The following is a 13024-nucleotide window of genomic DNA, read 5'->3' as shown; positions in this document are numbered from 1 at the left end:
TCACTTTTCACTGATTGATGTCAGGCGCATTCCGTCCACACGTGCCTGGGGCAACTGGGTCCGGACGGGATGGCGCCGCTGTAAGGCGGGGTCAGACGCGGGCGGCGATTGCCGCTGCCCCGGCTGCGGTGAACTCCGCGATGCGTTCACGGGGGGTGGCGTCACTGACGAGCGCTTCTCCCACGAGGATCGCGTTGGCGCCGTGCGCCGCGTAGTGGGTCACGTCGTCGGCGTTCCGCACGCCCGACTCGGCAACCACCACTGCGCCGGCCGGAATGCTTCCGGCGAGGGACGCGAAAAGGGAGCGGTCGACGTCGAGCGTCTTGAGGTTGCGTACGTTGACGCCGATGATGCGGGCGTCTGCGGCAACGGCCCGCTCAACTTCCTCGGGCGTGTGCGTTTCCACCAGGACGTTCATGCCCAGCTCGCGGCTGAGGGCGCTGAATTCGCCCAGCTGCGCGTCGGACAGGGCGGCAACGATCAGCAGGACCAGGTCCGCGCCGTGGGCGCGGGCTTCCCAGATCTGGTACTCGTCGAGGGTGAAGTCCTTGCGGAGCAGCGGGACGTCCACGCTGGCCCGGACCGCGTCCAGGTCCGCCAGCGAGCCGTTGAAGCGCCGCTGTTCGGTGAGGACACTGATCACGGCAGCACCGCCGTCGGCGTACTGCTTCGCCAGCGAAGCGGGATCGGCAATGCTTGCCAGATCGCCCTTGGAAGGGCTGCGGCGCTTGATTTCCGCGATGACCTTGAGCTGGTCCCGGCGGGCAGAAGGACCGCCAAGTGCTGCCCAGGCGTCACGCGCCGGGGCAGCCGCCAGGGCGCGGTCCTTCAGTTCCGCGAGGGACACCAGGCGCCTGCGCGCCTCCATGTCCTCCCTGACACCGGCGTTGATGTCATCGAGAACGGTCACGGTCAGTGGCCGGAGTTCTTCAGCTTGCTGCCGCCCACGCCGTATCCGGCCTTGCGCATGATGAAGCCGGCCAGCAGGCCGACGAACATGACGGCGATGCCCGACCAGAAGATCGGGGAGCTGGCAATCACGAAGGCGATGGAGGCGATGAGCGCGCCGATGAGCATGACGATCACGCAGGTCCAGGCGGCCGGGCTGTTGCCGTGGCCCAGGTCAATGCTGTGATCAATGCCGTGATGCGTCTTGGGGGCCGCGGGCTTGGTACCGGGAACAGTGGCTTTGCTCATGTGAATCTCCTCAGGATCAATACTGCTTACATTCTGCCATTTTTTGGCGGGGCTTTAGGCATCGGCGCATTAGGCACCGGGTCCTTAGGTACCGGCCATGCCGCCGCAGCCGCCGTTCCACTCAGGTGGGATCGTCACCGCGCGAAAGACGGTCCCAGCTGTCGATCTCATCCACCGGGCCTGTCGGAGCGCCGCTGGTGCCTGGCTGCGCGGTGCCATGCTCTGTGGCCCCTTGCGCGGCGGTGTCGTATTTGGTGCGGGTCTTCCAGTGCCGTCCCGCGGGGACCACCAGAAGTCCGCCCACAGCCAGGAGGCAACCGGCGACGACGGCGAGGACCGGGAACGCTGTGACGCTCACGTCCGCTGTGCTCCCGGAAACGCCGGTGGCGGCGGCAATCGAGCCTTGCGCAGCGGCCAGGGGGTCGGCGAGGACCGTGGCTGCAGCAGCAATGATGCCGGCGGCTGCGAGCGCGATGATGACCGTGATGACCCAGCGGGCCGCTTTGCCTGCGATGGACGCGGCGAGGCCTCCGGCCAGTGCCACCAGCGCCAGCGCCGTCACCGTGGTGGCGGCCTTGCTGCCCTGGACCTGAAGCCCGTCCTGGGCCGCGGCACCCTGTCCCAGCTGCTGGGGATCCAGGTGGACCGTCAGCCAGGTCTGGGTGGTGGTGCCGAACACCGCCAGCGCCAGCACGGCTATCAGCAGCACCACTGTGGACTTCCGCGCCCACGCCGGCGTGCCCCTGCGGGTCTTGTCCGCAGCGGCGGAGCCTGCCGGAACGGCCATCAGGATCCCGTCCCGGCGTCCGCGGCTGCACCCGCCGCGGAATCTGCACCGGTCTCTGTTGGTGCGGGGTTTCCCGCGGTATGTGGTTCTGTGGTGGCTGAATCCGCTGCGCCTGCTTCGACGGACACTGATTCGGCACTGATGTTGTGAAGCGAGCCGGCCGTGTGGACTGCCCGGAGCGGAGCAGCAGCTTTGTTGACCGTTTCCAGCGCCTCGGTGGGGTTGACAGAGTCTGCCACGATGCCGCCGCCGGCCTGGACGTAGGCGCGGCCTTCGCGCAGCAGCGCCGACCGGATGGCAATCGCCATGTCCATGTCCCCGGCAAAGTCGAAGTAGCCCACCACCCCGCCGTAGATCCCGCGCCGGTGGGGCTCGAGTTCGTCGAGGAGGCGCAGGGCGCGGGGCTTCGGGGCTCCTGAGAGCGTGCCTGCCGGGAAGGTTGCCTTCAGCACATCGTAGGCCGTGGCCGTGGGGGCGAGCTGCCCCACCACGGTGGAAACGAGGTGCATGATGTGGCTGAACCGCTCCACTTCCATGAACTGGGTGACGTCCACGGAACCTGCCACGCAGACCTTGGAAAGGTCGTTGCGGGAAAGGTCCACCAGCATCAGGTGCTCGGCACGTTCTTTTTGGTCCGCGAGGAGCTCTTCGGAGAGGGCCTTGTCTGCGTCCACGGTCTTGCCACGGGGCCGGGACCCTGCGATGGGGTGGGTGATGACGTCCTCGCCGGTCACGGTGACCAGCGCCTCGGGCGACGACCCGACGATGGAGTATCCCCTGCCCTCGGCATCCTCGAGGCTGAAAATGTACATGTAGGGGCTCGGGTTCGTGTTCCGCAGGACCCTGTAGACGTCCAGCGGGGACGCTCCGCATTCCATTTCGAAGCGGCGGGAAATGACAACCTGGAAGACTTCGCCGTCCACGATCGCCTCCTTGCCGCGGTCAAGGGCGGCAAGATACTCGGACTCGTCCCAGCGCTCCTGGACACTGGAGGCAAAGTCGAGGGCCGCCGGCTCCAGGACGGATACCGGCTGGGCAACCGGGGTGCTGACGCGGGCCAGCAACTCCTTTACGCGCGCGACGGCGTCCGCCCAGGCTTCGTCCACCCGGTCGGGGCTGTTATCGAAGTTGATGGCGTTGGCAATCAGCAGCACTGTGCCGTCCATGTTGTCATGGACGGCCATGTCCGTGACCAGGTTCAATGCCATCTCGGGCAGCTGAAGATCGTCCTCGGGAGGGCTGGTCAGCCTTTCCCAGTGCCGGACGGTCTCCCAGCCCAGGAAACCCACAAGCCCGGACGTGAAGGGCGGCAGGCCGTCGAACCGGTCGGTCCGCAGGGCGGCAACGGTGTCCCGGATGGCGTCCACGGGGCTGCCGTCCACCGGTACGCCGGCCGGGGGCTGGCCGAGCCAATGGGCCTGGCCGTCCTTGGTGGTCAGTGTGGCGCGGGACCTGGCGCCGATGAAGGAATAGCGGGACCAGGCGCCGCCGACAGCCGCCGACTCCATGAGGAACGTGCCCGGCTGCCCCTGGGCAAGTTTCCGGTACAGGCCGATGGGCGTTTCAGCATCCGCCAGCACTTTGAGCCTAACGGGGATGACGCGGCTGTGGCCGGCCAGTTCCCGGAATTCCTCCAGGCTCGGGCTGATGATTCCCAGGTCCTGCATGGCTATTGATTCTCCGTCTGTTCTTTGATGGTGCCTGGTTGGTTAGACCCGGTGACTGCTTTGTTGGACCTGTCCATTGCTTTTTGGACCTGCCCTGCGGGACCTGCCTTCTTGGACCGGCCGGGACCTCAGACTAGTCGGCGGTTCCGGTCACGACGTCGAGGCTGCGGCCATCGAAGCAGGTGCGCGTTCCGGTGTGGCAGGCTGCGCCCACCTGGTCAACGCGGACCAGCAGGGCGTCGCCGTCACAGTCCATGGCAACTGACTTGACCCACTGCACGTGGCCCGACGTGTCCCCCTTACGCCAGTACTCCTGGCGGGACCGCGAATAAAAGGTCACCCTGCCTGTAGTCATGGTGCGGTTTAGTGCTTCGTCATCCATCCAGCCGAGCATCAGGACCTCGTTGGTATCGTGCTGCTGCACGATCGCGGCGACCAGCCCGGCGCCGTCGCGCTTCAGGGCCGACGCAATGTCGGAAGGCAGGGCGCTGCTGGGCACGCGGTTACCCGCGGCATCAGGGAGAGTGGCATCGGCCGACGGGGCGGGGACACCGGCAGGTGAGGCGGGGGCTGGACTGGGGGCGGGCTGCTCAGACATCACGTCAAGTCTAGTGCCCTCGGCAGGGATACTGGCACAGATCCCGCAGAGGCTCCCCACCGGATGCACGCCGGCGTCATGCTGCGGCGGCCGAAAATGTCGCACGACGGCCCGCAGGCGGCGTGGAGCCGGCTGCGGGCCGTGCGTTCGCGGGGGTAGTGCTTCCTATCGGTCAGGTAGCAGCACGCTTGATGACGACGTTGTCAATGTAGCTGTCGCCCATCTGGCGCCCGTGCTCCGCGCCGAACTGCACCTTGCTCAGGGTGGTGGAGGGCAGGCTCACTGTCCTGTTGAACACCAGGGCGTTTCCGAACCACACCTGAAGGGTAGACCTCGGCCCGTCCGCCCGCACCTGCATCCTGACACGCTGCCACGTGTTCAACGGAACAGTAGCGGCCTGCAGCTTGGTGTACGCGACGGTGCCGTTGGGATTCGCGGTCCGCAGCCACAGCTGACCGTTGCCGTTGTTGCGGAAGACATCCGCAATCCTGATGGAGCCGGAGAAGAACCGGACATAGGGCACATTGTTGCCCGCGAGTCCGGCAGTGGTGATGTTGACCCAGGCGTCCACGTTTGCCCGTTTTGTTCCGGCGGCAAGTGGCACGTGCATGTTCGCCACGGAGCGTGCATCTGCCGTCGCACGAAGTCTGGCCGAACACGTTCCGGTGAGCGCCTTCGGGCTCGTCACGGCCGCAGTTCCCGTCCCTGAAGTGGTGGTCCTGAACGGCGAGAGGCTGTTTCCCTCGAAGTTGGTAGCCGTCACCAGTGTGCCGGTGAAGGTGCTGGTGGGGACGGCCACCCCCGCGCGGCAGGTTGCCGCAACCGCCGCGTTTGCCGAACCGAGGATCAAACTGCCCGAAATGAGCAGCCCGACGCTGCCGACCGTGCCCATCTTCTTTAGTGTGTTCATTACATTTCCTTACGCCACAGATGGAGTTATTTGTTGCTCCACTGCAGCCTTCCGGCTCATTCCCCGGAAACAGACGCGTACGTCTGGTGATGCGTTGGAGCCACTTTGCATGCACTCCCCTCGTACATACTTGCTGCGGAAACTTGTAAAAAGCTTGGGGTTTTCTTGGGACGTCCCGCCCGCACGCGGTCCCTCGGGGATTCACTGAATTAACCGACTGCGCAACTCCTGCGGCGACGTGCTACTTTCACAAGTGATGCATTTCGTCGACCCGTCCCGAGAAGTCCTGGCCGAAACCCTGCTGGCGGCCGGTCCTGACTCGCCCACGCTCTGCCGCGGCTGGAAAACCCGGGACCTGGCGGCACACCTCTACCTGCGTGAACGCAAAGCCGCCGTTGGACTGGGCCTCATCATCAAGAGGCTGTCCAAGGCCTCGGACAAAGCAACGTCCCGGCTGGCTTCCAAGCTCACAACACCCGACGAATACACCAAGCTTGTGAAGGCGTTCCGGGCAGGTCCGCCGGCGCTTTCGCCGATGAAGATCAAGGCGCTGGACGAAAGCTCCAACCTGATTGAGTATTTCGTCCATACCGAGGATGTCAGGCGTGCCGTCGACCGGTGGGCACCCCGCGCCCTCGACGAGGAATACTCGGAAGCACTCTGGGACGACCTGATCAAACGTGCCGCCATCCTGTACCGCGGCGTGGACCTCGGCATCGTCCTGGTCCGGCCCTCCGGTCCCCGGCATGTCGCGAAGCGGGCGCCCGTGTCCGTGGCCATCGTCGGCGAGCCGCAGGAACTGCTGATGCACGCCCACGGCCGTACGCGCCATGCGCTCGTCACCTTCGAAGGCCAGCCGGACGCCGTCGCGCTTCTCCAGTCAGCAGAAGTCGGCCTGTAACAGTTTCGCTAGCGGACCTCGAAGCCTGCTTCGCGGATTGCCTTCTTGACCTGGGCCAGCATGTCGTCCGGGCCCCAGTGGAAGATGGAGGCGGCCAGCACGGCGTCGGCTCCGGCCTCGACGGCGGGCGGGAAGTGTGCCGGCTCGCCGGCACCGCCGGAAGCGATGATCGGGACCTTGACGGCGCCCCGGACCAGACGGATCAGCTCCAGGTCGAAGCCGTCCTTGGTGCCGTCGGCATCGATTGAATTGAGCAGGATTTCCCCGACTCCGCGGTCCGCAGCTTCCTTGGCCCAGGCGACGGCGTCGATCCCGGTGCCCTGGCGGCCGCCGTGGGTGGTGACCTCGAAGCCCGACGCTGTGGGCTCGGACCCGGGCCGCGTGCGGCGTGCATCCACGGACAGCACGAGCACCTGCGAACCGAAGTGGCGGGTGATTTCGTCGATGACGTCGGGACGCGCCACGGCGGCTGTGTTGATCGACGCCTTGTCGGCCCCGAAACGGAGCAGCTTGTCCACTTCGGCGACCCCGCGGACACCCCCTCCGACGGTGAGGGGAATGAAGACTTCCTCGGCGGTGCGGCGGACCACGTCGAAGGTGGTCTCCCTGTTGCCCGAGGAGGCTGTGACATCCAGGAACGTGAGCTCGTCCGCGCCGGCGTTGTCGTAGCGGTGCGCCAGCCCGACCGGATCTCCGGCGTCGCGGAGCCCTTCGAAATTGATGCCTTTCACCACGCGGCCGGCATCAACGTCCAGGCACGGGATGACGCGAACGGCTACAGCCATGACTTCTCCTGTTTACTGCAGAGCTTTGTGAAGGTGCCGGCCGTGGGCCGGGAGGGAACGCGGCGCCGTTAAGAACCGGCGCAAAGAAAACGCTAGATACGGCAGGCGTGGATGCTGCTGACCAGGATGGCCCGCGCCCCGAGGTCGTACAGTTCATCCATGATGCGGTTGGTTTCCTTCTTGGGCACCATGGAGCGAACGGCAACCCACTCGGAGTCGCGCAGCGGGGAGACGGTGGGCGATTCCAGGCCGGGAGTGAGGGCAGCGGCCTGTTCCACGAGTTCCTTGCGGATGTCGTAGTCCATCAGCACGTACTGGCGCGCCACCAGGACGCCCTGCAGGCGGCGGATAAGGACGTCGATCTCTTTTGCGGTGCCATTGGCGGCACCGCCCTTTCCGGTGCGCCGGATAAGGACAGCCTCGGACTTGAGAATCGGATCGCCGAAGATCTCCATGCCGGCGGCCTTGAGGGTGTTGCCGGTTTCGACGACGTCGGCGATGGCGTCCGCGACGCCGAGCCGCACCGAGGACTCAACGGCGCCGTCAAGCCGGACCACCTTGGCGTTGATGCCGCGTTCGGCCAGGTAGTCGCGGAGCAGCACATCGTAGCTGGTGGCGAGGCGCTTGCCTTCGAGCTCTTCGACCTTGGCGAAGTCGCCAACAGGGCCGGCAAAGCGGAAGGTGGAGGCAGCAAACCCGAGCGGCAGCAGTTCCTCTGCCTCAACATCAGCGTCCAGCAGCAGATCGCGGCCGGTGATGCCGACGTCGAGCGTTCCCTGCCCCACGTAAACTGCGATGTCGCGGGGACGGAGGAAGAAGAACTCAATGTCGTTGTCCGGATCCACCATTACCAGTTCGCGGTTATCGCGGCGCTGGCGGTAGCCGGCCTCGGAGAGCATGGCGGAGGCGGCTTCGGACAGGGATCCCTTGTTGGGTACAGCTACTCGCAGCATTTGGGGGTCTTTCTGGGGTTGGAAGTCTGGAGTTCAGGCAAGCAGGCCACGCGGACGCGGCTACAGATGCTTGTAAACGTCTTCCAGGCTGAGTCCCTTGGCCAGCATCAGAACCTGCAGGTGGTACAGCAGCTGCGAGATTTCCTCAGCAGCGGCCTCGTCGGATTCGTACTCTGCCGCCATCCAGACTTCGGCGGCCTCCTCCACGACTTTCTTGCCGATGCCGTGGATTCCGGACTCCAGTTCGGCGACGGTGCGGGAGCCCTCCGGGCGGGTCGCTGCCTTCTCGCTCAGTTCGGCGAACAGCGTCTCGAAATTCTTCACGCCTTCCAGACTACTTGCTCCGGGCCGGAGCCCGCCTGTCGGGCCCCTGCGTGACGACGGGGATGTGAGGGAACACACATCTGGGTTCCCCCACATCCCTGCCGTCGGCAGGATTCAGTACTGCTGTGCTCAGTACTGCTTGAGGACGACGGCGGTTGCCAGGGCCGCCGTAACGGCCTCGTGTCCCTTGTCCTCGGAGGATCCGGGCAGGCCCGCCCGGTCCAGGCCCTGCTGCTCGGTGTCGCACGTGAGCACGCCGAATCCGATGGGAACGCCGGTGTTGACGCTCACGTCGGTCAGTCCGGATGTTGCCGCCTGGCAGACGTAGTCGAAGTGCGGCGTTCCGCCGCGGATGACCACGCCGAGCGCCACAACGGCGTCATAGTGCGGCGCGAGCCGCGCGGCGGCAACGGGAAGCTCGAAGCTGCCCGGGACCCGCAGCACTGTGGGTTCGCTGATGCCGGCGTCCTTGGCGGCGCGCAGTGCGCCGTCCAGGAGTCCGTCCATGATCTGCGTGTGCCAGCTCGCCGCCACAATGGCCAGCCGCACCTTGGAGGTCTCGGCCGGGTTGAGGGTGGTGAGGTCGATCTGGGGTGCGCCGTGTCCGCTCATAAGTTAGTTCCCTGCTCTGTTCAGTCTTGTTCGTGGTCAAATGCGTCTGCGCCGCTTCCGGGCACGCCCGCTCCCTGGGCGTCCAGGGTCAGCAGGTGGTCCATGCGGTCCTTCTTGGTCTGCAGATAGCGGATGTTCTGTTCGCGCGAGGGCACCTCGGTGGGCACCATTTCTACGACCCTGACGCCGGCGCTGGCCAGCCTGTTCTGCTTGTCCGGGTTGTTGCTCAGCAGCCGGATCTCGTGCAGGCCCATCTCGGCCAGGATCTGCGCCGCGGCCTTGTAGCAGCGGGCATCGACCGGCAGCCCAAGCTGCTCGTTGGCCTCAACGGTGTCGAAACCGGCTTCCTGCAGGGCGTAGGCCTTGATTTTGTTGGCGAGGCCGATGCCGCGGCCTTCCTGGCCCCGCAGGTACAGGAGCGTGCCGCCGTTGGCCTCGATCATCTCCAGGGCGTAGGCGAGCTGCTCGCCGCAGTCGCAGCGGTAGGAGCCGAAGACGTCGCCGGTGAGGCACTCGGAGTGGAGCCGGACCAGCGGGGCTTTGCCGTCTGCAGGAGGGTTGGGCGAGCTGACCGCGAGGTGTTCCGCACCCGTGACGAGGTCGGTCCACGCCTGAGTCACGAAGTTCCCGAAGGCGCCCGGCAGCTGGACCACAGGGCCGCCGCTTACCGGATGCGGCACCCGGCCGTTGCTGCTGGTCCCGGCTGCTTGTGATGCGCTCATCGACTTTCCCTTTCTCCGTCCGGGCTCGCTTCCGGACTTCTCTCCTGTGAAGATACACGGTCGTTCGCGTCGAGGTAGGCCACAAGATCCTCGATCGAAACCAGAGGGCAACCGTGTTCCGCGGCGAACGCGCGCAAACCGTCAAGCCGCATCATTTCGCCGTCGTCGTACACCACCTCCGCGATCACGCCCACCGGCTCCAAGCCGGCCAGCCGGCACAGGTCCACGGCCGCTTCGGTGTGGCCGGGGCGTTCACGCACTCCCCCGTCAACCGCGCGGAGCGGGAAAATATGCCCGGGCCGGGTCAGGTCCGCCGGGCTGCTGGCGGCGTCTGCGAGGACGCGCGCCGTCAGTGCCCGGTCCGTGGCGGAGATCCCGGTGCTCACTCCGGCGGCGGCATCGCAGGAGACGGTGTAGGCCGTTCCCTTGGAGTCCTGGTTGACCTCCACCATCGGCGGCAGGTCCAGGGCTTCCGCACGGCCGCCGTCGAGTGGAACGCAGATGACGCCGGAACTGTGGCGGATGGTCCATCCCATCAGGGCAGGCGTGGCGTGCTGGGCGGCGAAGATGATGTCGCCTTCGTTCTCACGGTCCTCGTTGTCGACCACCAGGACCGGCCGTCCGGCCGCCATGGCCCGGACTGCTTCCCCGATCGGATCGAGCGTCAAAGTGCCCGTTGCGGACGGGTCAAGTTTTGCGGTGCTCACAGCTGGTCCTCCGTTGCGGTTCCGGCGCCGCTGAAGGACAGCAGGCGTTCGGTGTACTTGGCAAGCACGTCGACTTCAAGGTTTACTTTTCCGCCGGCGGGTTTGGCCCCCAGCCCGGTTTCGGCCAGGGTCGTCGGGATTAGTCCCACTTCGAACCACGGGGCGTTTTCCGCTGCCGGGCTGACAGCGGTGACCGTGAGGGAGACGCCGTCGATCGCGATGGAGCCCTTTTCGGCGATGTAGCGGGCCAGCCGCTGCGGCACGGCAAAGCGCAGCCGCTCCCAGTTTCCCTGGGCTTCGCGCTCAAGAAGTTCGCCGACGCCGTCGACGTGTCCCTGGACGACGTGGCCGTCCAGCCGGCCGCCGACAGGAACACAGCGTTCCAGGTTGACGGCGTCTCCGGCAGCGAGGTCGCCGATGGTGCTGCGGACGAGGGTCTCCCCCATGACGTCGACGCTGAAGTCTTTCCCGTCAATCGCCGTCGCCGTCAGGCAGACGCCATTGACCGCGATGGAGCCGCCCAGCGGCAGGCCCTCGGCCGTGCCGGGGGCGTGCAGGCGCAGCGTTGCGCTCGTGTCCCCGTTCCGGTCCACGGAGAGGACCTTCCCCTGCTCGGCAATAATTCCGGTGAACATCAGTAGCCTCCCGTGGCTGTGCCCGCAGCGGTGCGGGCTGGTAGTGGATCAGTTGACGGTTCCTGTGCCGCTGCGGGCACGGAGTTGTGGCTTTGGCGGCCTTCAAATTCCCGGGGTGAAGAGGGTCCTTCCGGGAGCAGATGCAGCCGCAAGTCCCGGCCCAGGGTCTGGACGGCACCGCCGGAGGCAGCATCCCAGTCCCAGCGCTGGGCGTCGGCGAGTGTGCCGATGCCGAGCCCGGCAAGCGCAGAGGTTCCGGATCCCAGCAGGGTGGGAGCCAGATACACGATCAGCTCATCCACCAGGCCTTCAGACAGGAAAGCACTCAGGATCCTGGATCCGCCCTCCACCATGACGTGCCGGACACCTGCCGCAAACAGCTGGGACAGCGCTTCATGCGGGTTCCGGGTGGGCAGGTGGATAACCTTGCCGTCCTCTCCATGCACGGCGGCGTCCTCGGGAACACCGCGGAGTCCCATGACGGCCCTGAGTGGCTGTTCGCCGGTGGCATCACCGCTGGAGTCCCTCGCCGTGAGCCGGGGGTTGTCCACCAGGACTGTCTGTGTTCCGACGAGGATGGCGTCGATGCGGCGGCGGATCGCGTGGTTGTCTGCCAGCGATTCGGGGGACGAAATCCACTGGCTGGTGCCGTCATCAGCGGCGATCCGGCTGTCCAGGGTCTGCGCGATGTGCAGGGTCACGAACGGACGCTTGCCGTCAACTGCTTCGAACCAGCGGCGGTTCAGCTCCAGCGCCTGCGCCGCTGCCAGTCCGCTGCGCACGCTGACCCCTGCTTCACGCAGGGTCGCAGCCCCGCCGGCGGCGGGATCGTGGGGATCATCGACGGCGTACACGACGTCGGTGATTCCAGCCTCGATAATGGCCTGCGCGCAGGGTCCGGTGCGTCCCACGTGGTTGCACGGTTCCAGCGTCACCACCATAGTGGAGCCGGTGAGGTCGACGCCCGCCCTGGCCGCTTCAGCTATTGCGTCAGCCTCGGCGTGCGCCGTTCCGGCACCGCGGTGATATCCGGCGGCCAATTGCCTTCCATCAGAACCGACGACGACGGCACCCACCAGGGGGTTCGCACCCCGAGGGCCGTGCAGCGCAGCTTTAAGGGCGGCGTCCATGGCCGCAATTTCAGCGGCACTGAAGGCGTGGACGGGCTGGGTGCTCATGTAGTAACCGCCGCATCCGGCCACACGGTACGAGTGTCCATGCGTGTGTGTCGTTCCTTCCCACTAGAACCGCCAAGGCTCCGGGGGTATACGACAGTGCAATGCTGCGGCGTTTGCCAACGCCGCAGGTACAGCCGTACGTGCTTCTCTCATCCAGACTTTAACTGTCGGTACCGGAATTTCACCGGTTCAACCGTCTGCCGGGTTCTCCTGGTGGAGGACACCGGCTCGCGGGTCGCGGACTGTCACCGCCGGTTCGGACTTACACCGACCCCGGAGCACGTATTGTGTGTTGCTATTCTGACACAACCTCAGGGATGCTCCGGGTATTCCCTGCCCCATGCGTCACGGAACGCGTAACGTGGGGCTACAGCGAGCCGGCCTTCCGCAGCCGGTCGATGGCTTCGGCGGGGTCGGGGGCGCAGTACACGGCCGAGCCGGCGACGAACACGTTCGCACCCGCCTCGGCGGCACGCAGGATGGTCTCCTCGGTGATGCCGCCATCCACCTGCAGTGCAACGCCGATGCCGGAGCCGTCAATGGCCGCACGGGCGCGCCGGATCTTGGGAAGGGTGAGATCCAGGAAGGCCTGGCCGCCGAACCCGGGCTCCACTGTCATGATCAGCAGCATGTCCAGTTCGGGGAGCATGTCCAGGTACGGCTCCACCGGCGTGGCCGGCCTCAGCGCCATGCCGGCCTTCGACCCGCGAGCCCGCAGCTCACGCGCAAGCTTCACCGGCGCGATGGACGCCTCGGCATGGAACGTCACCGACGCGACCCCGGCGTCCGCGTAGCCGGGAGCCCAGCGGTCGGCGTCGGAAATCATCAGATGCGCGTCGAGGGGAACGGGGCTGACGGCCTGGATCCGCTGCACGACCGGCAGCCCCAGGGTCAGGTTCGGGACAAAGTGGTTGTCCATCACGTCCACGTGGACCGAATCGGCATTGCTGATGCGCTGCAGCTCGGCTTCGAGATTCACAAAATCTGCGGAGAGGATGCTCGGGTTGATGCAGCACTGCGGCATGCTGGTCCTTTCGCGGAAGGGGTT

Annotated in this window: 16 protein-coding genes and 1 riboswitch; of the genes, 1 reads left to right on the top strand and 15 read right to left on the bottom strand. The window is 66.2% G+C overall.

All coding sequences use genetic code 11. The features are described 5' to 3' along the window. Positions 1 to 91: 91 nt before the first annotated feature. The 6 genes from trpC to ACIP9X_RS20170 form a co-directional block, all read right to left on the bottom strand. Positions 92 to 910: an indole-3-glycerol phosphate synthase TrpC gene (gene trpC / locus ACIP9X_RS20195; protein WP_400481537.1), complete on the bottom strand. Its 819-nt coding sequence runs from the start codon at positions 908 to 910 to the stop codon at positions 92 to 94. A 2-nt stretch (positions 911 to 912) separates the two neighbouring features. Next, positions 913 to 1197 carry an HGxxPAAW family protein gene (locus tag ACIP9X_RS20190; protein ID WP_400481536.1) on the bottom strand — a complete coding sequence of 95 codons (285 nt, stop codon included), beginning with the start codon at positions 1195 to 1197 and terminating at the stop codon, positions 913 to 915. Positions 1198 to 1318: 121 nt separating this feature from the next. Then, entirely contained in the window at positions 1319 to 1984 is a 666-nt protein-coding gene (locus ACIP9X_RS20185; protein WP_400481535.1) for a Trp biosynthesis-associated membrane protein, read from the bottom strand. Next, positions 1984 to 3651, bottom strand: coding sequence for an anthranilate synthase component I (locus ACIP9X_RS20180; RefSeq protein ID WP_400481534.1), 1668 nt, complete (start codon positions 3649 to 3651; stop codon positions 1984 to 1986). Before ACIP9X_RS20180 ends, ACIP9X_RS20185 begins: the two co-directional genes overlap by 1 nt. Before the next feature lie 133 nt (positions 3652 to 3784). Further along, a complete protein-coding gene (gene hisI, locus ACIP9X_RS20175; RefSeq protein ID WP_400481533.1) occupies positions 3785 to 4249 on the bottom strand; it encodes a phosphoribosyl-AMP cyclohydrolase in 465 nt (154 codons plus the stop codon). Between the two features lie 172 nt (positions 4250 to 4421). Next, the gene (locus tag ACIP9X_RS20170; protein WP_400481532.1) at positions 4422 to 5159 is read right to left on the bottom strand and encodes a hypothetical protein; all 738 of its coding nucleotides are present in this window, start codon (positions 5157 to 5159) and stop codon (positions 4422 to 4424) included. A gap of 256 nt (positions 5160 to 5415) precedes the next feature. On the opposite strand from ACIP9X_RS20170, the gene ACIP9X_RS20165 reads away from it, so the two are divergent. Further along, positions 5416 to 6060, top strand: a complete 645-nt coding sequence (locus ACIP9X_RS20165; RefSeq protein ID WP_400481531.1) for a TIGR03085 family metal-binding protein — start codon at positions 5416 to 5418, stop codon at positions 6058 to 6060. A gap of 8 nt (positions 6061 to 6068) precedes the next feature. Here ACIP9X_RS20165 and hisF read toward each other — a convergent pair whose 3' ends face one another. The 9 genes from hisF to rpe form a co-directional block, all read right to left on the bottom strand. Then, complete coding sequence (hisF, locus tag ACIP9X_RS20160) at positions 6069 to 6845, bottom strand: imidazole glycerol phosphate synthase subunit HisF (protein ID WP_400481530.1); 777 nt, start codon at positions 6843 to 6845, stop codon at positions 6069 to 6071. A gap of 92 nt (positions 6846 to 6937) precedes the next feature. Next, positions 6938 to 7798 (bottom strand): ATP phosphoribosyltransferase, encoded by an 861-nt coding sequence (gene hisG, locus ACIP9X_RS20155; RefSeq protein ID WP_400481529.1) that lies wholly within the window; start codon positions 7796 to 7798, stop codon positions 6938 to 6940. A 60-nt stretch (positions 7799 to 7858) separates the two neighbouring features. After that, the gene (locus tag ACIP9X_RS20150; protein ID WP_003801526.1) at positions 7859 to 8122 is read right to left on the bottom strand and encodes a phosphoribosyl-ATP diphosphatase; all 264 of its coding nucleotides are present in this window, start codon (positions 8120 to 8122) and stop codon (positions 7859 to 7861) included. A gap of 129 nt (positions 8123 to 8251) precedes the next feature. Beyond that, positions 8252 to 8734 carry a 6,7-dimethyl-8-ribityllumazine synthase gene (gene ribH / locus ACIP9X_RS20145; protein WP_400481528.1) on the bottom strand — a complete coding sequence of 161 codons (483 nt, stop codon included), beginning with the start codon at positions 8732 to 8734 and terminating at the stop codon, positions 8252 to 8254. A 20-nt stretch (positions 8735 to 8754) separates the two neighbouring features. After that, positions 8755 to 9456 carry a GTP cyclohydrolase II gene (ribA, locus tag ACIP9X_RS20140; protein WP_400481527.1) on the bottom strand — a complete coding sequence of 234 codons (702 nt, stop codon included), beginning with the start codon at positions 9454 to 9456 and terminating at the stop codon, positions 8755 to 8757. Then, entirely contained in the window at positions 9453 to 10163 is a 711-nt protein-coding gene (gene ribB, locus ACIP9X_RS20135) for a 3,4-dihydroxy-2-butanone-4-phosphate synthase (RefSeq protein WP_400481526.1), read from the bottom strand. Before ribB ends, ribA begins: the two co-directional genes overlap by 4 nt. Next, complete coding sequence (locus ACIP9X_RS20130) at positions 10160 to 10798, bottom strand: riboflavin synthase (RefSeq protein WP_400481525.1); 639 nt, start codon at positions 10796 to 10798, stop codon at positions 10160 to 10162. The genes ribB and ACIP9X_RS20130 overlap by 4 nt, the downstream gene beginning before the upstream one ends. Then, the gene (gene ribD / locus ACIP9X_RS20125) at positions 10798 to 11976 is read right to left on the bottom strand and encodes a bifunctional diaminohydroxyphosphoribosylaminopyrimidine deaminase/5-amino-6-(5-phosphoribosylamino)uracil reductase RibD (RefSeq protein WP_400481524.1); all 1179 of its coding nucleotides are present in this window, start codon (positions 11974 to 11976) and stop codon (positions 10798 to 10800) included. Before ribD ends, ACIP9X_RS20130 begins: the two co-directional genes overlap by 1 nt. A 136-nt stretch (positions 11977 to 12112) precedes the next feature. Continuing rightward, a riboswitch (FMN riboswitch) is annotated at positions 12113 to 12262 on the bottom strand. 81 nt (positions 12263 to 12343) lie between these two features. Next, positions 12344 to 13000, bottom strand: a complete 657-nt coding sequence (gene rpe, locus ACIP9X_RS20120) for a ribulose-phosphate 3-epimerase (protein WP_400481523.1) — start codon at positions 12998 to 13000, stop codon at positions 12344 to 12346. Positions 13001 to 13024 lie beyond the last annotated feature (24 nt).

This window comes from Arthrobacter sp. NPDC093125, from assembly GCF_044754225.1.
Lineage (GTDB): Bacteria > Actinomycetota > Actinomycetes > Actinomycetales > Micrococcaceae > Arthrobacter.
This window is presented reverse-complemented; position numbering and strand designations above follow the sequence as displayed.

Coding starts and splice junctions, on each gene's coding strand:
- ACIP9X_RS20190 (WP_400481536.1), bottom strand. CDS start 1,197: ATGAGCAAAGCCACTGTTCCCGGTACCAAGCCCGCGGCCCCCAAGACG.
- ACIP9X_RS20185 (WP_400481535.1), bottom strand. CDS start 1,984: ATGGCCGTTCCGGCAGGCTCCGCCGCTGCGGACAAGACCCGCAGGGGC.
- ACIP9X_RS20180 (WP_400481534.1), bottom strand. CDS start 3,651: ATGCAGGACCTGGGAATCATCAGCCCGAGCCTGGAGGAATTCCGGGAA.
- hisI (WP_400481533.1), bottom strand. CDS start 4,249: ATGTCTGAGCAGCCCGCCCCCAGTCCAGCCCCCGCCTCACCTGCCGGT.
- ACIP9X_RS20170 (WP_400481532.1), bottom strand. CDS start 5,159: ATGAACACACTAAAGAAGATGGGCACGGTCGGCAGCGTCGGGCTGCTC.
- ACIP9X_RS20165 (WP_400481531.1), top strand. CDS start 5,416: ATGCATTTCGTCGACCCGTCCCGAGAAGTCCTGGCCGAAACCCTGCTG.
- hisF (WP_400481530.1), bottom strand. CDS start 6,845: ATGGCTGTAGCCGTTCGCGTCATCCCGTGCCTGGACGTTGATGCCGGC.
- hisG (WP_400481529.1), bottom strand. CDS start 7,798: ATGCTGCGAGTAGCTGTACCCAACAAGGGATCCCTGTCCGAAGCCGCC.
- ribH (WP_400481528.1), bottom strand. CDS start 8,734: ATGAGCGGACACGGCGCACCCCAGATCGACCTCACCACCCTCAACCCG.
- ribA (WP_400481527.1), bottom strand. CDS start 9,456: ATGAGCGCATCACAAGCAGCCGGGACCAGCAGCAACGGCCGGGTGCCG.
- ACIP9X_RS20130 (WP_400481525.1), bottom strand. CDS start 10,798: ATGTTCACCGGAATTATTGCCGAGCAGGGGAAGGTCCTCTCCGTGGAC.
- ribD (WP_400481524.1), bottom strand. CDS start 11,976: ATGAGCACCCAGCCCGTCCACGCCTTCAGTGCCGCTGAAATTGCGGCC.
- rpe (WP_400481523.1), bottom strand. CDS start 13,000: ATGCCGCAGTGCTGCATCAACCCGAGCATCCTCTCCGCAGATTTTGTG.